Annotated in this window: 20 protein-coding genes; 13 read left to right on the top strand and 7 right to left on the bottom strand. The window is 64.7% G+C overall.

Annotated elements, in window-relative coordinates; all coding sequences use genetic code 11:
- The first annotated feature begins 113 nt into the window (after positions 1-113).
- Positions 114-3980, top strand: coding sequence for a Pls/PosA family non-ribosomal peptide synthetase (locus AC1TPF_RS20730; RefSeq protein WP_482141290.1), 3867 nt, complete (start codon positions 114-116; stop codon positions 3978-3980).
- A 5-nt stretch (positions 3981-3985) separates the two neighbouring features.
- Here AC1TPF_RS20730 and AC1TPF_RS20725 read toward each other — a convergent pair whose 3' ends face one another.
- Positions 3986-4405 (bottom strand): DoxX family protein, encoded by a 420-nt coding sequence (locus AC1TPF_RS20725; protein WP_482141292.1) that lies wholly within the window; start codon positions 4403-4405, stop codon positions 3986-3988.
- Positions 4406-4601: 196 nt separating this feature from the next.
- Here AC1TPF_RS20725 and AC1TPF_RS20720 point away from each other — a divergent pair, with 196 nt between their 5' ends.
- Together AC1TPF_RS20720 and AC1TPF_RS20715 are read left to right on the top strand one after the other, a co-directional pair.
- Positions 4602-5966, top strand: coding sequence for a M1 family metallopeptidase (locus AC1TPF_RS20720; RefSeq protein WP_482145184.1), 1365 nt, complete (start codon positions 4602-4604; stop codon positions 5964-5966).
- On the top strand, positions 5967-7211 hold the full coding sequence (locus AC1TPF_RS20715) for an MATE family efflux transporter (RefSeq protein WP_482145183.1): 1245 nt from the start codon (positions 5967-5969) through the stop codon (positions 7209-7211). It begins immediately after the preceding gene.
- On the opposite strand, the gene AC1TPF_RS20710 is transcribed toward AC1TPF_RS20715, so the two are convergent.
- Positions 7155-8015 (bottom strand): glycosyltransferase family 2 protein, encoded by an 861-nt coding sequence (locus AC1TPF_RS20710; RefSeq protein ID WP_482145548.1) that lies wholly within the window; start codon positions 8013-8015, stop codon positions 7155-7157. The genes AC1TPF_RS20715 and AC1TPF_RS20710 overlap by 57 nt on opposite strands.
- A gap of 111 nt (positions 8016-8126) precedes the next feature.
- Between AC1TPF_RS20710 and AC1TPF_RS20705 the strand changes: the two genes are divergently transcribed.
- Positions 8127-8855, top strand: coding sequence for a glycosyltransferase family 2 protein (locus AC1TPF_RS20705; RefSeq protein ID WP_482141298.1), 729 nt, complete (start codon positions 8127-8129; stop codon positions 8853-8855).
- 8 nt (positions 8856-8863) lie between these two features.
- Complete coding sequence (locus AC1TPF_RS20700; protein ID WP_482141300.1) at positions 8864-9241, top strand: DUF2304 family protein; 378 nt, start codon at positions 8864-8866, stop codon at positions 9239-9241.
- Here AC1TPF_RS20700 and AC1TPF_RS20695 read toward each other — a convergent pair.
- The gene (locus AC1TPF_RS20695; RefSeq protein ID WP_482141302.1) at positions 9235-9537 is read right to left on the bottom strand and encodes an ArsR/SmtB family transcription factor; all 303 of its coding nucleotides are present in this window, start codon (positions 9535-9537) and stop codon (positions 9235-9237) included. The two genes, AC1TPF_RS20700 and AC1TPF_RS20695, sit on opposite strands and share 7 nt — an antisense overlap.
- A gap of 33 nt (positions 9538-9570) precedes the next feature.
- Between AC1TPF_RS20695 and AC1TPF_RS20690 the strand changes: the two genes are divergently transcribed.
- The 6 genes from AC1TPF_RS20690 (at position 9571) to AC1TPF_RS20665 (ending at position 15188) form a co-directional block, all read left to right on the top strand.
- Positions 9571-11187, top strand: coding sequence for an ABC transporter substrate-binding protein (locus tag AC1TPF_RS20690; RefSeq protein ID WP_482145547.1), 1617 nt, complete (start codon positions 9571-9573; stop codon positions 11185-11187).
- Between the two features lie 17 nt (positions 11188-11204).
- Positions 11205-12176, top strand: coding sequence for an ABC transporter permease (locus tag AC1TPF_RS20685; protein ID WP_482145546.1), 972 nt, complete (start codon positions 11205-11207; stop codon positions 12174-12176).
- The gene (locus tag AC1TPF_RS20680; RefSeq protein WP_482145182.1) at positions 12173-13003 is read left to right on the top strand and encodes an ABC transporter permease; all 831 of its coding nucleotides are present in this window, start codon (positions 12173-12175) and stop codon (positions 13001-13003) included. The genes AC1TPF_RS20685 and AC1TPF_RS20680 overlap by 4 nt, the downstream gene beginning before the upstream one ends.
- Positions 13000-13767, top strand: a complete 768-nt coding sequence (locus tag AC1TPF_RS20675; RefSeq protein WP_482145181.1) for an ATP-binding cassette domain-containing protein — start codon at positions 13000-13002, stop codon at positions 13765-13767. The genes AC1TPF_RS20680 and AC1TPF_RS20675 overlap by 4 nt, the downstream gene beginning before the upstream one ends.
- The gene (locus AC1TPF_RS20670; protein WP_482145180.1) at positions 13764-14375 is read left to right on the top strand and encodes an ABC transporter ATP-binding protein; all 612 of its coding nucleotides are present in this window, start codon (positions 13764-13766) and stop codon (positions 14373-14375) included. Before AC1TPF_RS20675 ends, AC1TPF_RS20670 begins: the two co-directional genes overlap by 4 nt.
- A gap of 126 nt (positions 14376-14501) precedes the next feature.
- Entirely contained in the window at positions 14502-15188 is a 687-nt protein-coding gene (locus AC1TPF_RS20665; protein WP_482145179.1) for a HEAT repeat domain-containing protein, read from the top strand.
- Between the two features lie 290 nt (positions 15189-15478).
- Here the strand turns inward: AC1TPF_RS20665 and AC1TPF_RS20660 are convergent, their stop codons facing one another.
- Positions 15479-15625, bottom strand: a complete 147-nt coding sequence (locus tag AC1TPF_RS20660; RefSeq protein WP_482141312.1) for a hypothetical protein — start codon at positions 15623-15625, stop codon at positions 15479-15481.
- Between the two features lie 16 nt (positions 15626-15641).
- On the opposite strand from AC1TPF_RS20660, the gene AC1TPF_RS20655 reads away from it, so the two are divergent.
- The gene (locus AC1TPF_RS20655; RefSeq protein WP_482145178.1) at positions 15642-16109 is read left to right on the top strand and encodes a globin domain-containing protein; all 468 of its coding nucleotides are present in this window, start codon (positions 15642-15644) and stop codon (positions 16107-16109) included.
- 266 nt (positions 16110-16375) lie between these two features.
- Here AC1TPF_RS20655 and AC1TPF_RS20650 read toward each other — a convergent pair whose 3' ends face one another.
- Together AC1TPF_RS20650 and rfbA are read right to left on the bottom strand one after the other, a co-directional pair.
- Positions 16376-17008 carry a dTDP-4-dehydrorhamnose 3,5-epimerase family protein gene (locus tag AC1TPF_RS20650; RefSeq protein ID WP_482145177.1) on the bottom strand — a complete coding sequence of 211 codons (633 nt, stop codon included), beginning with the start codon at positions 17006-17008 and terminating at the stop codon, positions 16376-16378.
- 37 nt (positions 17009-17045) lie between these two features.
- A complete protein-coding gene (rfbA, locus tag AC1TPF_RS20645) occupies positions 17046-17921 on the bottom strand; it encodes a glucose-1-phosphate thymidylyltransferase RfbA (RefSeq protein ID WP_482145176.1) in 876 nt (291 codons plus the stop codon).
- 83 nt (positions 17922-18004) lie between these two features.
- Between rfbA and rfbB the strand changes: the two genes are divergently transcribed.
- Entirely contained in the window at positions 18005-19009 is a 1005-nt protein-coding gene (gene rfbB, locus AC1TPF_RS20640) for a dTDP-glucose 4,6-dehydratase (RefSeq protein ID WP_482145175.1), read from the top strand.
- Between the two features lie 6 nt (positions 19010-19015).
- Here the strand turns inward: rfbB and AC1TPF_RS20635 are convergent, their stop codons facing one another.
- Complete coding sequence (locus tag AC1TPF_RS20635) at positions 19016-19591, bottom strand: TetR family transcriptional regulator (protein WP_482141322.1); 576 nt, start codon at positions 19589-19591, stop codon at positions 19016-19018.
- Positions 19592-19624: the final 33 nt, after the last annotated feature.

The following is a 19624-nucleotide window of genomic DNA, read 5'->3' as shown; positions in this document are numbered from 1 at the left end:
CAGTTGGGTCCACCTGAGTACCTCACGCGAGGGGCCGATGTGGTCTCGTTGCATCGCATGTCCATGACCGGGCTGCAACACTTGTTCGGACGACGTGGAGAGAAAGGCCCTTGGTGACAGCTCCGACCCTCGCGCAATTCAGCAGATCTGCGCAGGCGCCAACCGCACGGACCCTCATCGATGTACTGACCGAGACCGCGTCAGTACATCCGGATGCGCCGGCCATCGATGACGGCGACACGATTCTCACGTACGCCGAATTGATGGATCTCGTCGATGAAGGTGCGACCTGGCTCGGCACGCGTGGGATCGGGCGCGGCGATCGTGTCGGAATCCGCATGCCGTCGGGTTCGCGCGAGCTGTACCTGGCGATCCTGTCGACTCTGGCGGCCGGTGCGGCCTACGTGCCCGTCGACGCGGACGATCCGCCGGAGCGGGCCGGCCTGGTGTTCGGCGAGGCCGGCGTGGCGGCGGTGCTGGGCGCCGAGGGCCTGCGCTGGCCGGCCGATCTCGGGCTCTCCCGTGGCGAGGGTGTCGAAAACCCGACGCCACCGACCATCGAAGACGACGCCTGGATCATCTTCACCTCCGGATCCACCGGCACACCCAAGGGTGTGGCTGTCACCCACCGCAATGCGGCGGCGTTCGTCGATGCCGAGGCCTTGATGTTCCTGCAGGACGAACCACTCGGTCCCGGCGACCGGGTGCTCGCCGGGCTGTCGGTGGCCTTCGACGCGTCCTGTGAAGAAATGTGGCTGGCGTGGCGTTACGGCGCCTGCCTGGTCCCCGCGCCACGATCGCTGGTGCGTTCGGGCATGGACCTCGGGCCGTGGCTCGTCCAGCGTGACATCACCGTGGTGTCCACGGTCCCGACGCTGGCCGCGCTCTGGCCCCCCGAGGCCCTCGAAGCCGTCCGCCTGCTGATCTTCGGCGGCGAGGCCTGCCCGCCCGAACTCGGCGAACGGCTGGCAGTCGACGGCCGCGAGGTGTGGAACACCTACGGCCCCACCGAGGCGACCGTGGTGGCCTGCGCCGCCCGACTCGACGGGAGCCGACCGGTCCGGATCGGATTGCCACTGGCCGGCTGGGACCTGGCCGTGGTCGACGGCGAACAGAAGCAGGTCGACTTCGGCGAGGTCGGGGAACTGGTGATCGGTGGAGTCGGGCTGGCCCGCTATCTGGATCCGGTCAAAGATGCCGAGAAGTTCTCGCCGATGGAGACATTGGGCTGGGAGCGCGCGTACCGCAGCGGCGACCTCGTCCGGTTCGAGGCCGAAGGCCTGGTGTTCATGGGTCGCGCCGACGATCAGGTCAAGGTGGGCGGGCGACGCATCGAACTCGGCGAGGTCGACAACGCCCTGCAGCATCTACCCGGAGTCGCCGGTGCCGCCGCGGCCGTCCGGAAATCGGCCGCAGGCAATTCATTGCTGGTCGGCTATCTCGTCTCGACCGACCCCGACTTCGACCTTGACCGCGCCCGGGAACAACTCACCGATCGGCTGCCTGCGGCCCTGATCCCGCGACTCGTACTGGTGGACGAACTACCCACCCGGACATCGGGCAAGGTCGACCGCAATGCACTCCCCTGGCCGGTGCCTTCCGGCGATGGCGAGACCGACACCGGCGACCTCAGCGCGACCGAGGCCTGGTTGGCCGGGCATTGGGCAACGGTGCTCGGTGTCGGCATCACCAACGCGAAAGCCGACTTCTTCTCCGAGGGCGGCGGGTCGCTCGCGGCCGCCCAGCTGGTGACCGTCCTGCGCCAGCGGTTCCCCACCGTCACCGTCGCCGACATCTACGACCATCCCCGGCTCGGTTCGCTGGCGCAGATGCTCGACGACCTCAACCCGGGCGCGGTGGTCGAGCCCCGGATCGTCGAACCGACGCCACGCCGAACCGGACTGGCCCAGGTCGCGCTGTCCGTACCGCTGACCACCCTGACCGGTCTGCAGTGGGCGACCTGGTTGGCCATCGTGAACAACGTCCTGTCGGCGGCCTTCGACTCATCCTGGATCCATCCGATCAACTGGTGGATCGTTCTCGCCGCCTTCATCATCTTCATCACCCCACTCGGCCGGATGCTGACCGCCGCGGCGGGCATCCGGTTGTTGCTGGCCGGGGTCCGCCCCGGTGATCATCCCCGCGGCGGGTCGGTGCATCTGCGGCTGTGGATCGCCGAACGCCTGACCGAGGCCAGTGGTGCCGCGAATCTCTCTGGCGCGCCCTGGATGATCTATTTCGCCCGTTCGCTCGGTGCCCAGATCGGCCGTGACGTCGACATGCACACGTTGCCGCCGGTGACGGGCATGATCACACTCGGCGACGGCTGCTCGGTCGAACCCGAAGTCGACCTGTCCGGTTGGTGGATCGACGGGGACGTCGTCCACATCGGCGAGATCGAGATCGGTGCCGGCACCAGTGTCGGTTCGCGATCAACGCTGTTGCCGGGAGCGAGAATTGGCGCGGGCGCCGAAATCGCACCGGGTTCGGCCGTGATGGGCCGGGTCAAGGGCGGCCAACGCTGGGCCGGTTCGCCTGCGGTCAAGACCGGTAAGGCCCAGCGTCCCTGGCCGGAGGAACGGCCCGCGAGGCGCAGCTACTGGGTGCCGATCTTCGGGGTGTCGTCGGTGTTGCTGGCCGGGGTTCCGCTGGTGTCCCTGGCTGCCGGTCTGACCATCATCGGCAGCTGGGCAGGCGGTGCCGACGACCTCGAGTCGGTGACGCTGCGCGCAATGGCATTGCTGCCTGCCGCGACCCTGCTGAGCCTGCTGGTGTTCGCCGTGCTCACCGTGGTCCTGGTGCGGTTGCTGTCGATCGGAATGCACAAGGGCTATCACCCGGTGCGTTCCCGGGTCGGCTGGCAGGTCTGGGCCACCGAGCGGTTGATGGACTCGGCGCGGACCTTCCTGTTCCCGCTGTACGCCTCATTGTTGACCCCGGTCTGGTTCCGGATACTGGGCGCCGACATCGGCAAGGGCACCGAGATCTCCACCGCCCTGGTGATCCCGAAGTTCACCACGGTCGGCGACGGCGCGTTCCTGGCCGACGACACCATGGTCGCGTCCTACGAACTCGGTGGCGGGTGGATGCACATCGACGAGGCCAAGATCGGCAAACGCGCGTTCCTCGGCAACTCCGGCATGACCGGACCCGGCCGCAAGGTCCCGAAGAACTCTCTGGTGGCCGTCTTGTCGGCCACACCGAGCAAGGCGAAATCGGGTTCGAGCTGGCTGGGCAGTCCGCCGGTGCGCTTGCGCCGGTCCGCGGCCCGGACCGATACCTCCCGCACGTTCGATCCACCGACCAAACTGAAGGTCGCCCGCGCGATCGTCGAAACGATGCGACTGATCCCGGTGATGGTCAGCTTCGGTCTGGGCCTGCTGGTGCTGATCGCCCTGCAGTACGTCGTGATCGAGACCAACTACTACGTGGCGGCCCTCGTCAGCGGGCTCGTGCTGCTGATCGCCGGTGCCGCTGCCTGCTGTATCGCCGCGGCCGCCAAATGGACTGTGGTCGGCCGTATCCGGGCCACCGAATATCCGCTGTGGAGCTCGTTCGTCTGGCGCAACGAACTCTCGGATGCCTTTGTGGAAACGGTCGCCGCCCCCTGGTTCGCGAACGCCGCCACCGGAACACCCATCCTCAACGTCTGGCTGCGGATGCTCGGCGCCCACATCGGCAAGGGCGTCTGGTGCGAAACCTACTGGCTGCCAGAGGCCGACCTGGTGACCCTCGGAGACGGCGCCACCGTGCAACGCGGTTGTGTGGTCCAGACCCATCTCTTCCATGACCGGGTGATGGCCATGGACGAGGTCGTCCTTGGGCCCGGCGCCACGCTCGGACCACACTGCGTCGCGCTCCCGGCCTCCGGACTGGGCGCAGGCGCCACCGTCGGACCCGCCTCACTCGTCATGCGGGGCGATGTTGTTCCCGATTCCACCCGCTGGCAAGGGAACCCGATCGCACCGTGGAACCCGTGATCGCGCTACACCTTGTTTCGGCGCCGTCGGCTCATCAGGTAGCCGTCGGCTCCGACGCGGCCGGTATCGGCGAGCCCGACGGCGACCAGGCCTGCGATCAGGGCGAGCGGCAGTTCATAGCCGTTGTCGTAGTTCCAGAACCCGTTGTCGATGTGGGCGTAGAAAATCGCGCCGATCATGTCGGCGATCAGCAACAGCGACACCAATGGCGTCAGCACACCCAGGATGAGCAGGATGCCACCACCGAATTCGACCAGTGCGGAGTACCAGGCCGCGGCGGCAGGCCACGGGATGTCCAGCGACTTGAAGTACGCCTCGGTGGCATCGATTCCGTTGGTGTGCAACTTCTGCCACCCATGGAAGATGAAGATTATGCCCAGGATCACACGTGCGACCAGGGATGCGAAACTTCTCGATGTACCCATGACTATGGTCCTTGTCCTCGGGAAAAAGTACGTCGACTTCAGCGGCTATCTGCCCCACGGGTCTTGAAGCACCGTCGCCTGGGCGGCCATGTAACGTCTCCACCGATCACGAATCGGCGGTGCGACGTCATAGATGTCCACCCACAAGCCATTCAACGCGATCGACGATGCATATCGGAACCGAACAGGAGGATTTGTGCCAGGTAAACTCGGCAGGCGCTCCTCCCGGACCGGGCAGTCGCTGTTGGGCGACCCGTCGGACGGAATCGACCCGTATCTGCCTGCCAACGGCAATCTCGGATACCGGGTGTCGCGCTACGACCTCGACCTCGAATACAAGGTCGCGACAAATCGGCTCGCCGGAGTCGCCGCCATCACCGCGACCACGGTCAGCAACCTGAGTCGATTCAGCATCGACCTGTCCTCCGCGCTCAAGGTCGAACGCGTCACGATCAACGGCAAGCGTCCGGCCCGGTACAGCCACCGCAGCCACAAGCTCAACATCACGCTGGCCACCGAACTCCCCGCAGGCGGCGGGATGATCATCGTGGTCAAGTACGCGGGCAACCCCAAACCGATCCGCGGCCAATGGGGCGAGGTCGGCTGGGAAGAGCTCACCGAGGGTTCGCTGGTCGCCGGCCAGCCCAACGGGGCCGCATCCTGGTTTCCCTGCGACGACCACCCGAGTTCCAAAGCGGCTTACGGCATTTCGATCACCACCGACAGTCCCTTCATGGCGGTTGCCAACGGCGTTCTCAAGAGCAAGCGCACCAAGGCCGCCCAGACCACGTGGGTCTACGAGCAGATCGAGCCGATGGCGTCCTATCTGGCCACCGTCCAGATCGGCGTATATACCCGAAAGACGCTCAGTACCAAGCCCGTTCCCATCCACGCCGTGATCCCGCCGCGGCTGCGCAAAGAGTTCGACCTCGACTTCGCCAAGCAGCGGTCGATGATGGAAGAGTTTGTCGACATGTTCGGCCCGTATCCGTTCCCGGAATACTCGGTGGTTGTCACCGACGACGAACTCGAGATCCCGATCGAAGCCCAGGGCATGTCGATCTTCGGTGCCAACCACTGCGATGGCACCGGTTCGTCCGAGCGTCTGATCGCACACGAATTGGCACATCAGTGGTTCGGCAATTCACTGACGCTGAACCGGTGGAAGGACATCTGGCTGCACGAGGGATTCGCCTGCTACAGCGAGTGGTTGTGGTCGGAACGGTCGGGCGGACTCAGTGCCGAGGCCCAGGCCCGCAAGTACTACGGCCGGTTGTCGGCATCCCCCATGGATCTGGTGATCGGCGATCCCGGACCCAAGAACATGTTCGACGACCGGGTCTACAAACGTGGCGCGCTGACGCTTCATGCCCTGCGGAAGCGTGTGGGCGACAACAACTTCTTCGACCTGCTCCGGGAGTGGACGAAGGACTACCGCTACAGCTCGGTGACCTCGGCCGACTTCACCGGCCTGGCCGCCAAGCACAGCCCGGAGCCGCTGAACGATCTGTGGCAGAGCTGGCTCGACGAGAAGCCGCTGCCTGCGTACCCGGGTGTCTAGATGAGTCGGGTGGCCCTGGCGACCGTGATCGCCGCGGTATCCGGCTATCTGGTCCTGCTACTCGCGGCCCGCGCCCTCGGCGCCGACGGCTACGCGGCGTTCGCGGTGTTCTGGGCCGCGTACGGACTCGTCACCGGAACGCAGAACGGGCAACTCCAGGAAACGACCCGCGCGGTCCGGGGCGCCCGGATCCGGGGCGTGGACGGGAACGACGCCCGGCCGATGCCGCTGAACGCCGCCGTCGGGATTGGGTTGGCCCTGGTGGTGGCGGCGACCTCGATCGGCTGGGCCGGCGCGGTATTCGAGTGGTACCGAGTCGAATCGGTGCTGTTGCTCGCCGCGGGTGTCGCGGCGTTCGGCATCTATGCCGGCCTCGGCGGAGCCCTGTCCGGCCTGGGTCGGTGGGGACCCTTTGCCACCCTGCTCATCGTTGATGCGCTGATCCGGCTGGGGCTCACCGTCATTGCCGTCATCGCCGGATGGGGTTTGTTCGCGTTCCTGGTGATGACCATCGCGGGCACCATCTCGTCGGCGATTGTTGTCCTGTGTCTGCGGCCTGCCCGCGCAGCGCTGGGGGCCCGCGGCGATGTCCCGGTCCGGGAACTGGCGCGAAACACCTTCACGGCCATGGCCGCAGCGCTGGCCAGTGCGGTCCTGGTGATGGGCTTCCCGGTGCTGATCAAACTGTCCACCTCCGGCGACCTCGACTCGGTGGCCGGTGCCGTGATCTTGGCGGTGACCCTGACCCGGGCTCCACTACTGGTGCCGCTGAACAGCTTTCAGGGCGTCCTGATCAGCCGGTTCGTCGAGAATCGCGACCGGGTCACGGCGTCACTGATGGCCCCGCTGCTGATCGTGACCGGCGTCGGCGTGATCGGTGCGGTCGCGGCCTGGTTTGTCGGGCCGTGGTTGCTCGAGACCGTCTTCGGCGCCGACTACCGACTCTCCGGTGCCACCATCGCCGCACTGACAATCGGCGCGGTGGCGATGGCTGTCCTCACGCTCACCGGCGCGATGGCCCTGGCCGTCGGAGCGCACCGTCTTTACGCAACCGGCTGGTGGGTGGCCACCACCGCAAGCGTCGCCCTGCTGTTCGTGCCTGCCGACCTCGAGGTGCGGGTCTCGATCGCCCTCATCGCCGGACCATTGATCGGGATGGCCGTCCACCTGTGGGCCGCGCGGTCGACGTCAACCGACGACGTGCCGGACGAGCGTGGAGACAATCGGCCACTGCCTGCCGAGTAGCGCTCCGGGCACCAGCGTCGCCGCATTCAGCCGTGAGGTCGGGTGGCGCCGCGCGGCACGGGCCGCATCGGGCCAGCCGATCTCGACGCACCGCTGCGCCTCGTCTGAAAAGAAGGCGCGTTCCTCATCGAATCGCCTACCGTCGACGGCCTGCAGCGAACTCACCGATTCGGTGTGCCTGCGGTAGGAAAAGGTGACGCCTTCGGTGAGGACCAGCGCCCCGCCTGCCCGCGCGATGTCGAGGAGGAGGGCCAGGTCGAGCACGATCTCGAGGCCGGGCCGAAATCCGATCGGCTTCGCGACCGAGGTCCGCCAGACCAGGGACGGGAAGTACGTCCAGTTGCCGCGGTACAGACTCGCGGCCAGCGCCTCACCCCGCAGAACGGCCGGTGCCTGCGGTGTCATACGGGCCTTCACCCGGTCACCCAGCGGGTGGACGACGGCGTCATCGGCGTCGATGACCTGCACGCCCGGTTGCACCACAGCTGCGGCGGGATGCGCGTCGAGTGCGGCCATCGCGTTGGCCAGATGCTCCGGCGCCATGACGTCGTCGCAGCCCATGAGGGTGAACGCGGGTGCCTCGACAAGGTCCACACAGCGCCGGAAGTTGCCGTTGACGCCGAGATTCACGTCGTTGCGCAGGTACTGCACGCGGGCATCGCCGAGCGACTGCAGCCAGCGCGCGGGCTCGGGGTCGGGGTACTGGTCGTCGACCACCACCAACCGAAGGTCGGTGAAGGTCTGATCCAGCACGCTGCGGACCGCGGCTTTCAGTTGATCCACGTCACCGTAGAACGGCAACATGACGTCGACAGCGAGCACGCTCCGCAGAGTACAGCGGTGATACCGATAGACTGCCTATCGGCCCGACAGCGGTTGGGTTGTCCGGGACCTGGTTCGGTATCCGGTCGATGTGTGCGTGGAGGTGTGGTCATCGCTGTCTCACCCGCTGCCACCGATAATTCCGATGTCTGGCTGATCGTTCCGGTGTTCAACGAGGAACCGGTGATCGCATCGGTGATCACCGCAGCGAAGAAGACATTCCCGAATATCGTCTGCGTCGATGACGGCAGCAAGGACAATTCCGTCTCCGAGATCCGGGCCTCGGGCGCCGATCTCGTCCGCCACCCGGTGAACCTCGGCCAGGGGGCCGCGATCCAGACCGGTGTCGAATATGCCCGGGCACAGCCGGGCGCCCAGTACTTCGTGACGTTCGACGCCGACGGCCAACACCAGGTCGACGATGTTGTCGCCATGCTGGCACGGCTGCGCAGCGAGCCACTCGACATCGTGATCGGCACCCGTTTTGCCGAAGACCGCAGCAAGAGCGTCCCGCTGTTCAAGCGGATGGCACTGCGCACCATCGTCTTCCTCAGTCCCCGGACCCGCCGAATGGGTCTGACCGATGCCCACAACGGTCTGCGCGTCTTCAACGCCACGGTGGCAGGCCAACTCGACCTGATCATGAACGGGATGAGCCACGCATCGGAGTTCGTCGCGCTCATCGATGAGCACAAGTGGCGGGTGTCCGAACAGCCCGTGACCATCCTCTACACCGAGTATTCGATGGCCAAGGGCCAGTCGCTGCTCAACGGTGTCAACATCTTGAGCGACGGTCTGCTCGGTGGCCGGATGAGGCGGTAGCACACCCAATGCTGGTCATCCAGATACTTCTGATCCTTGCCGTACTCCTGATGGTCGGCTACTTCATCACCCGCCGCGGCAGTGCCAGGGCCTCGGCGTGGGTCAAGTTGATCTTCTTGGCATTTCTGGCCTTTGGCGTCTACGCGCTGTTGCGGCCGGACGATCTGACAGTGATCGCGGGCTGGGTCGGGGTCGGACGTGGTACCGACCTGGTGCTGTACGGACTAGTGGTGGCTTTTGCCTTCACCACGATCAGCACCTACCTGCGGTTCCGTGATGTCGAGATCAAATACGCGCGGCTCGCGCGGTCGGTGGCGCTGCAGAACGCTGCGCGCGAGAACGACCACAAATCACCGGAGGACCCACCCGCCGATCCGGCTCAGTGATGGTGCGGGTGCTCGGCGCCCATGATGTCGTGCAGGATTCGGTGCACGATGGCATCGGCCACGACCCGGTAGTGGACGGAACGGCCGGTCTTCGTGGTGGTCACCCAACCCTGATCCCGTAGTGCCCGCAGCGACTGCGACGCAGCGTTCTCGGTGATCCCGGCCGCCTCGGCGAGTTCGGCCACCACTGCCCCGGGATGTTCATGCATGTGGGTGATCAGGCGTAAGCGGGTGGAATCAGACAGCAGGGCAAAACGTTTGGCCCAATCGTCGATGTCACCTTGGGGCTTGCTCACGATGCTAGGCTACGGCACACATCAAATGTGTCCATCCAGACATATATCGAGGCGAGGGGTTCCACGGTGTTCGTGCCACGGCGTCTGACATTGCTTGCAACCGCGGGCGCCCTGATCCTGACCGGGTGTTCCTCACCATCGGTTGAGGACTCGGCTCGCATCGTGCTCGCCGATAGCCAGGAACTCGGCGGGTACAACCCGATATCGGGTTACGGCGCGCTCGGCGTATCCCCGATCTACGAGGGACTGTTGCGCCCGGAGGCAGACACCGACACCGCATTGCCTGCACTGGTCCCCTCACTCGCGGACAGCTCCCCCGAGTTGGTCGGCCCCCGGCAATGGCGGGTGACGCTGCGCCCGGATGTCAGATTCTCCGACGGTTCGGAGTTCGATGCGGCGGATGTGGTCGCCACATATGCCGCGGTCCGCAATCCGGTTGTCGCGTCCGAGATCTCGGCCGGCCTGGCACCCGTTGTCGATGTCGCCGCCGACGGACCGAATGCCGTGACCGTCACCATGAACACCGACGCCGACCCTTCGCCGTATCTCCTGCTCGGTATCGCGCCGTCAGAGATGATCGAGGATGCACCGGCCGCCGACTGGGCGCTGAACACCAAACCTGTTGGTACCGGCCCTTATGAGCTGGAAAGCCTGGACGCCGATCAGGCCGTGATGGTCGCCCGCTCCGACTATCGGGGGTCACTACCGCAGGTGACCACACTGGTTTTCACCCACAGCCCCGACGACAACAGCCGGTCCGCGCAGATCTCGACCGGTGAGGTCGATGGCGGTCCCCTGCCCCCGAAGATGCTCGCCGCCCTCGACGGCCGCGACGGCATCGCGACCGTCGGAGTCCAGTCGGCCGACTGGCGCGGGGTGTCCTTTCCCAGCGACAACGCCTTCACGGCCGATCCCCGGGTGCGGCTCGCCATGAACCACGCCGTCGACCGCTCCGCCATGATCACCGATGTCCTGGCCGGCCACGGCCGGCCCGCCAGCACACCGGTGGCGGCTGTCTACGGGGACGCCTACAACCCGGATGCGGTCTTCGACTACGACCCGGCGCAGGCCGCGACAATTCTCGACTCCGCCGGGTGGCGGATCGCAGGAACCGGAGATGTCCGCGAAAAAGATGGCGTCCAAGCATCATTCGAGTTGCTCTACAACGCGCAGGACACCCTTCGACGCGATCTTGCCGTCGCATTCGCCGCGGCCATGCAGCCGCTGGGCATCAAGGTCACACCCCGTGGCAGTAGCTGGGACGACATCGAAACCAGAATGGGCACTTCGGCAGTCCTACTCGGCGGCGGAGATACGCCGTACAGCATCGACTCTCAGGTCTACAACACACTGCACACCCGTGTCCCGGATTCGTCGCCCTACTCCAACCCGGGCAACTTCACCACCCCCGGATTGGACCAGCTCCTGCAGCAGGCCCGCGAATCGGCGACCACACCGGAGAACGACGCCCGGTACCGCGAGATCCAGACCATGTACTTGGCGCAGCCGTCGTCGGTCTTCCTGGCATTCCTCGACCACACCTACGCCTACCGCGACCTCGGCTGGCAACAGAGCGCGCCCATCCTCGAACCGCACTCCCACGGGGTGACATGGGGACCGTGGTGGCGCATCTCCGCCTGGCAACGGTGAATGCGACACGGCGCCGGATGGTTCCGGCGGTTCGTCTGCTGGGGCTTCGCGCACTGATCGCGATCCCGGTGACCGTCGCGGTCTCGGCCGCCATCTTCCTACTGGCGTCGTTGTCGCCGTTTGATCCACTGGCCGCCTATCTCGGCGACAACTATCAAAGCGCCACCCAATCGCAGCGACAGGCAACTGCTGATGCCTACAACACCGACCAGTCCTGGTACGGCGCGTGGTGGCAGTGGATTCGCGATCTGCTTCACGGCGATCTGGGTTGGTCATCGACCCAATCACTGCCGGTGGCAGAGGTTCTCACCAGCAGGTTGCCGTTCACCCTCGGCCTGTCCGCGGCCGCGTTGCTCGCCGCAACGCTCATCGCTGTCGGGCTCGGTGCGGTGGCCGGTATGCGCCGCGGTGGCCTCGTCGACAGGCTCTGCTCGGGCGCATCCGCACTGTTCGCATCGGTTCCGCCGTTTGTGGTGTCTCTCGTCCTGGTGTCGACACTGGCCGTGGGGCTGCGTTGGTTCCCCACCTCCGGGGCCCGCGATCCCGGAGATCCGTACACGGCATCCGGGATACTCACGCACGCCGTGTTGCCCTTTGTGGCACTGACACTTTCACAAATTCCGTGGTTGCTCCTCACCACCCGGGCGTCGGTTGCAGAATCAATCGGCTCCGATGCGGTCCGAGCCGCACGGGCACGGGGCATCGGCGGCGCGGCCCTGATGCGCGGTCACGTTCTTCCCACCTCGGTGGCCCCGACGCTTGCCCTGCTCGGGACCCGATTGCCTGAAGTCATTGCCGGCGCGGCCATCGTCGAGACCATCTTCGGCTGGCCTGGCGTGGCATCGGTACTGATCGACTCTGCTGCGGCACTGGACTTTCCGCTGATGGCCGCGCTCGCGGTCGGCTCCGCACTGGCCGTGCTGCTGGGATCCGCATTGTCCGATGCCGCCGCGACAGCGCTGGATCCACGGATCGGGATGGCAGCATGACCGCGCAGTCACTGAGGCGGCGGCGGACAATCCGGCACTGGCCGTGGTTGCTGCTGTTGGCTATCGCGGTGTTCGCCGTTGTGGCGCCGATCGTGGCCGGCGAGCAGGTGGCCGACTTCAGCCGAGCACTACTGGCCCCCGGCACCGATCAGCTACTGGGGACCGATCATTCCGGCTACGACCTACTCGTCCGCACGGCAGAAGGTCTGCGTATCTCACTGGCGATGGCCGCGATATGTGCCGTCGTCGCAACACTTCTGGGCGTTGCCATCGGCCTCCTTTCGGTAACTGCGGGCGGCTGGATCGATGCCGTGGTGATGCGGGTGGTCGACGGATTCAACGCCCTGCCCCATCTAGTTGTCGGAATCGTCATCGCCGCACTGTGGCGCGGGGAACCGCTCGCGATCATCGCCTCCATCGCCCTGACCCATTGGCCGGCCGTGGCGCGGGTCGTCCGCGCAGAACTGTTGGCTGGCGCTGAATCCGGATGGGTGCACACAGCTCGTCTGGCCGGCGCCTCACGCTGGTTTGTGGCGCGGCACCACCTCTTACCTGCGGTCGGTGGTCAGGCGTTGGTGGCGATGGTGATGTTGTTGCCCCATGCGGTGTGGCATGAGTCGACGCTGTCGTTCCTGGGTGTCGGACTGTCGCCGGATCGGGCCAGTCTGGGCACTCTGCTCGGGCAGGCACGAGGCGACGTGATGCTCGGTGCCTGGTGGACGCTGGCCGTCCCCGCCTGCGCGCTGGTCCTGACGGCCCTGGCCATAGCGGCCGCCGCCTCCGGGCTACGGCGGCGGATGGAACCACCACGGGGAGTGATCTGGTGAATGCGGGCGCTGATATCCGGGGCCTGAAGGTGGACATCGCCACGCGGGGTGGTCGGGATTCGCCGAGTGTGACCGGCCTCGACGGTGTCGACCTGACGTTGACGCGCGGCGAACTGACCGCGCTCATGGGCGAATCCGGTTGCGGCAAATCACTTGTTGCGGTGGCACTCTGTGGTCTCCTCCCGCCCGGGTGCAAGGTCAGCGGCGCCGTCGAGATCGAGGGGCAAGCGATCGCCGCCGACGACGAGAAGCGCTGGCGCCAGGTCCGCGGGCACCGCGTCGGCCTGGTTCCCCAATCTCCGGCCACCTCCTTCACCCCGGTGCGGACTGTCGGGTCTCAGATCGAAGAGTGCATTCGCGTTTTGGATGGCGCCCGCAGTGCCAAGGAGTTGGCCGAACTCGCCGAACTCCCGGTTTCGGCGCTGGAGTTGTTTCCACACGAGTTGTCGGGCGGCATGGCCCAACGTGCCGCGATTGCTGCTGCGCTGGCCGGCAATCCGTCGGTGGTGGTGGCCGACGAACCCACCTCCGCGCTCGATCCCGACCTCGCCGCAGCGACCTGGAGACTCTTACGCTCGACTGCCGACGCCGGCGCAGCCGTCCTTGTCATCACCCACGATGTGACAAGCCTTTTCGCGGCAGACATCTGCGACTCCGTTGCACTGATGCGTGCCGGATGGATTGTTGCCGACGGTCCGCCCGCGTCGGTGCTACGCATCGACAACACCTACGTCAGCCAGTTCTTCGATGGAGTTGCAGTGTGAACAGCCATATCCTGCAGGCCAAGTCGATCTCTGTTCGATTCGGCGACCAAACCGTGTTGGAGAACGTCGACCTCGAGGTGAGATCAGGCGAGATCACCGGCGTCGTCGGTCCTTCCGGAACCGGAAAGACAACCCTGCTTCGGGTGATGGCGGGTCTACAGACTCCAGATTCGGGGACGGTCTCCTACAACGGCAGCCCCGAGACGGCGCCCGGATCATTGGCCATGCTCGACCAGCATCCGCGCCTGGTCTGCAATCCTCGCTGGACACTGTCGCAGATCATCACCGAACCTGCCGACATCGCCGGTCGCATTGTTGATCTCGCCGCGGTCGCCGAACGCGTCGGCCTCGATCTACAATTACTCACCAGATTTCCGACCCAGGTCAGCGGCGGACAACTCCAACGCGCCTGCATCGCACGGGTACTCGTCGGCGAGCCGGCATTTCTTCTCTGCGACGAGCCCACCGCCATGCTCGACCCCATCGCCACCACTGCCGTCATCGAGCTCTTGCGGCAGTTGTCCGACGACGGTACGGCCATTGCGCTCGTCAGCCACGACCACGCACTACTTGATCGGCTCTGCACCTCGGCGAGAGTGCAGTTATGAAGGCGCCGGCCCAGTAGGTTCCTTCACAACTGCAGCCTCAACCAGGTGGTGACAGTACTGCTACAGGCGTGCGTTTCGACCACACTGGTGCCCGTAACCTTGGCATTGAGCGTGGGAGGGCCTCGAATGGTCAGCAAAGCCGACTGGCAGCAACAACTTGAGCAATTGGACCGGTCGTCGTGGCCGGCCTTCCTCGATGCGAATTCCGGACTTCCCGGTCCACGGGGCAACATCGAGTTGGCAATGGCACTGGCAGAAGTGGCCGACAGCGACTTTGTCGATGACCTGCTCAGCAGCAGCGACGAGTACCGGACATTCTGCGGCGCAATCTGTCTCGGCACCCGCGCCGCAGAAGATGAAGTGGCCACGCGCATGCGAGCTTTGGCCGCCGATGACCGGTGGCGGGTCCGCGAGGGTGTCGCCATCGGTCTGCAGCGCCTCGGCGATACCGACCCGGCTGCCCTGAAACTCATCGTCAACGACTGGGTAGACGATTCCGACCCATTGGTGCAGCGGGCAGCCATTGCCGCGATCTGCGAGCCACGCCTGCTGCGCAATCCGGGCGCTGCCGCGGTGGCGATCGACGCCTGCAAACGCGCCAGTGCGCATTTGGCGGCCCGGCTGCTGCAGACACGTCGAGATCCAGGGGTACGCACTCTCCGGCAAGCGCTCGGCTACTGCTGGAGCGTAGCCGTCGCTGCCAATCCCCTACCGGGCCTGGCCGAGTTCGGGAGCCTTGATGATTCAGACCCCGACATCGCGTGGATCATCACCAACAACCTGCGCAAAAAGCGGCTCGCACGCCTGTTGTGAGCCGGACTCCCGAACGTCCTAGCCGACAGTCGGATCTGCCAGTGCCTGCAGGAATGCGGTGACATCGTCGTGGTCAGGTAGCAGTCCAGAGGCTCGCGCTTGGGCCAATGTTGGTGCGGTGGTGTCTTTGTCGCTATATGAATTCGTCCGTGAAACTCTTCGCCTAACGGATCGTCAGGAATCGACCCCTTGTGATACTTACCACAGCTATGCTACCAATGAAACAGAGATACAAAAAATGTTTCATTGCTTCAGCCTGCACGGCCCGACGTGACCATACATGGACAACCTCAACAGACGCGACGGGCGGCGCGGACATGAAAGACGGTCACCTGGCGCTCCCTGCCCACCACTGCCAGGGCAACCCGGAAGCGGAGAGTTGTCGCTTCATGCTCGGCAGCGAGATCACGCAACGGGGCCAGTTCTCGAGACTGCACAGAAAGGACACCCCCCATGGACCAGAACCTACTCCAGCAAAGCCTGACACTGGTGGCCGCGGACGATCCTGACTTCACGGTTCGCTTCTACGAGCGCCTGTTCGACGAATACCCCTCGGTGAAAAAGCTTTTCGGAGAGAACATCCGCCCACAGGCGACGATGTTGCAACAAGCCATTGCCTCCGTCCTGGACCATCTTGATGACCCCAGTTGGCTCCAATCGACCCTGGGATCTCTCGGCAGGGTGCACGCCTCACTCGGGGTCACACCGCACATGTACGGCTGGGTGGCAACAACATTGATCACGACCATGGCTGACATCGGTGGCAGTGAGTGGACCGATGCCATGTCCGAGGCCTGGACGGAGGCCCTGACCGCAGTGGCCGAGACGATGCTCGATGCCTACCCGCCAGAATCATCTGGCGTTGAACCCGGCACTGACAACAAGCAACTACTCAGCGGCCTGGACCGGGAACGAAGGTAAAGGCATTCTCGGATTTCTCCCCTATGCCAGCTGCACTCGTGGCGCCGCATCGGGGAGATTGGGTGAGCCCCATCTATGCGACATCGTTTGTAGATGAACTCGCCCGCATTGATTGACAACAATTCACGGACGACAAGGGACCACTATGCTGCTTACGATCTTTTACTTCATCGAATCCATCGACAACGCCCTCTGGGACCTCGCCGAGTCGGTGCTCACTGGCAGCGCCGCCTAGCATCGACGGTGTTCGGTCAACCCCCACCGTCCTAGCCGGTGGTATCCGGATCAGCCAGTGCGCGAAGGAATGCGGTGACGTCATCGAAATCCGGAAGCAGGCCGGACTCTCGAGCCTGGGCCAATGTCGGTGCGGCAGTGTCTTTGTCGGAGAGCGTGTAGGTCAGGGGGCTGCCGTCTCGGGCTGCGCTGGGTAGGTCAAGACCGAGTGCGGGATCCAGGGGTGAGATGCCGTGTTCGCCGGTGGGGTTGTAGCCGGCCGAGCACAGGTAGGTGACGACCGAGTTGTCTTCGAGGCAGACGAAGGCGTGGCCGAGGCCTTCGCCGACGTAGACCGCTTTGCGGTTGGAGTCGTCGAGCAAGACGCCTTCGGATTGGCCGAAAGTCGGTGAGCCCACGCGGATGTCGACGACGATGTCGTAGATCGCGCCTTTGGGGCAGCTGACGTATTTGGCCTGCCCGGGTGGGATATCGGCGAAGTGCACACCGCGCAGCACTCCGGCCGCGGACACCGACAGGTTGGCCTGTTGCAGGTCGAAGGGGTGACCGATGGCTTCGGAGAGTAGGTCGGCGCGGAACGATTCCATGAACAGTCCACGAGGGTCGCCGAACATCTTGGGAGTGACGACAAAGGCACCGTCGATGGACAGGGGCTGGATCTGCATGATGTCAGTGTTCCATCTCGTCAGCGTTCAATGGTCGTCAGTGGTCTTTGCCGCGCTGCAGCAGGTCCAAGAGGTAGTTGCCGTACCCGGATTTGAGCAGTTTCGTTGCGGCGGCTTCGAGTTGGTTGTCGTCGATGAATCCACGACGCCAGGCAACCTCTTCTGGGACAGCAATTTTCAGCCCCTGGCGTTGTTCGACGGTGCGCACGAAGTTCCCGGCGTCGAGCAGGGAGTCGAAGGTGCCGGTGTCGAGCCAGGCGGTGCCGCGGGGCAGGACTTCGACCTGTAGGCGGCCCTGGTCGAGGTAGGTGCGGTTGACGTCGGTGATCTCGTATTCGCCGCGCGCGCTGGGTTGCAGGCCCGCGGCGATCTCGACCACGTCGTTGTCGTAGAAGTACAGGCCCGGAACCGCGTAGTTGGATTTGGGGTGTTCGGGTTTTTCTTGCAGATCAACAGCTTTGCCGTCGGCATCGAAATCGACCACGCCATAGTCTTCGGGGTTGCGGACCCAGTAGGCGAACACCGCACCGCCGTCGATGGTCTGGAAACGGTTGAGTTGTTCGCCCAGGCCGGCCCCGTAGAAGATGTTGTCGCCCAGGACCAGGGCCACCGAATCTGTGCCGATGTGATCGGCACCCAACACAAACGCCTGCGCCAGACCGTCCGGACTCGCCTGAACCTGATAGGTCAACGACAATCCGAACTGGGAGCCGTCACCGAGGAGAGCCTTGAACGCTGCTTCGTCGTGAGGCGTGGTGATGATCAGGATGTCTCGGATTCCCGCGAGCATCAGCGTGCTCAGCGGGTAATAAATCATCGGTTTGTCGTATACCGGCACCAGCTGTTTACTGACACCCTGAGTGATCGGATGCAACCTCGATCCGGTTCCCCCGGCCAGAATGATTCCGCGCATGGTTCACACCATAGGGTGCGGGTCCTGCGACTGCCCAGAACTGACCCGGTCGGTAGGGTTGCACCAGCGAATGGAGGCAGCAAATGCGGGTATTGATCACCGGTGGCGCCGGATTCATCGGCGCCAATTTCGTGCACCGCACCCTGGCCACCAGGCCAGATGCGCAGATAGTCGTCCTCGATGCGATGACCTACGCCGCCAACGCCCAATCATTGGCACCGGTCGCCGACCGCATCGAGTTCGTCAAGGGCGACATCGCCGACAACGAACTGGTCGACACACTGGTCGCCGAGGCCGACCTGGTGGTCCACTTCGCAGCCGAATCACACAACGACAACTCGCTGGCCGACCCCACCAGCTTTGTCCATACCAATATCGTCGGCACCTTCTCGCTGCTCGAAGCGGTCCGCAAACACAACGTCCGCTACCACCACATCAGCACCGACGAGGTCTACGGCGACCTCGAACTCGACGACCCACACCGCTTCACCGAAGCCACCCCCTACAACCCCTCGAGCCCCTACTCCTCCACCAAAGCCGGAAGCGACCTACTCGTACGCGCCTGGGTCCGCTCCTTCGGAGTACAAGCCACCATCTCCAACTGCTCAAACAACTACGGCCCCTACCAACACATCGAAAAGTTCATCCCCCGCCAGATCACCAACGTCCTGAGCGGCATCCGCCCCAAGCTCTACGGCACCGGCACCAACGTCCGCGACTGGATCCACGTCAACGACCACAACGACGCCGTCTGGACCATCATCGACAAAGGCCAGATCGGCGAAACGTACCTGATCGGCGCCGACGGCGAAGCCGACAACCGCACCGTCATCGAAACCATCCTCGAACTCACCGGCCAACCCAAAAACGCCTTCGACTTCGTCACCGACCGACCCGGCCACGACCTGCGCTACGCCATCGACTCCACCCGCCTGCGCACCGAACTCGGCTGGCAACCACAATTTCTCGACTTCCGCGCCGGCCTGGCCGACACCATCAACTGGTACCGCGACAACCCCCAATGGTGGCAACCCCTCAAACAAGCCACCGAAAACAAATACGCCACCACCGAAAAAGTGGTTGAGTAGCGATCGTCAGGTATCTCGGCAATCCGCCGCGAACTGAGCTCCCAACTCAGACATGGTTGCGTGGATACAACGCGCGAAATCGTCCCCCGAATCGTCGCTCAGCCACATTTCGAAACCGACCTTGAACACCGTGACCCCGACTTCGGCGAGCAGCGCGGCCGCGGTATCTGCGACACCTCGGGCGCGTAGCGCTTCGGCGATCGCCGACGCAAGTCTGGCAAGTTTGAGGAGTTCGCGTTCCTCCAAGCTGGAGTTCGCCGCGATGACGGCGGCCCGTCGACGTGCATCGTCCCGGTCGAGCAGAACCTCCCCGATGGCCTCGATCGCGGCGACCACCACATCGATCGCATCCAGTTCAGACGAGGCCGACGAGATCGCGCCGACAACAAAGTTCTGCAACTCATCGGACTTCCCGAACAACACCTCCCGCTTGTCCGCGAAGTGGCGAAAGAACGTGCGTTCGGTGACGCCCGCCCGCTGCGCGATCTCCAGCGCCGTCGTCTGCTCGAATCCGCGCTCGCCAAAGAGATCGACGGCAGCGCCGATCATGCGGCCGCGCGCGTCCGGTTCCCATCGTGCCATCGCAGAAGCTTAGCGATGTCAGCATCTGACATC

This window comes from Williamsia sp. Y853 (assembly GCF_056786495.1).
Note: the sequence above shows the minus strand (reverse complement) of the source record. Positions and strands in the feature narration are given on the sequence as shown.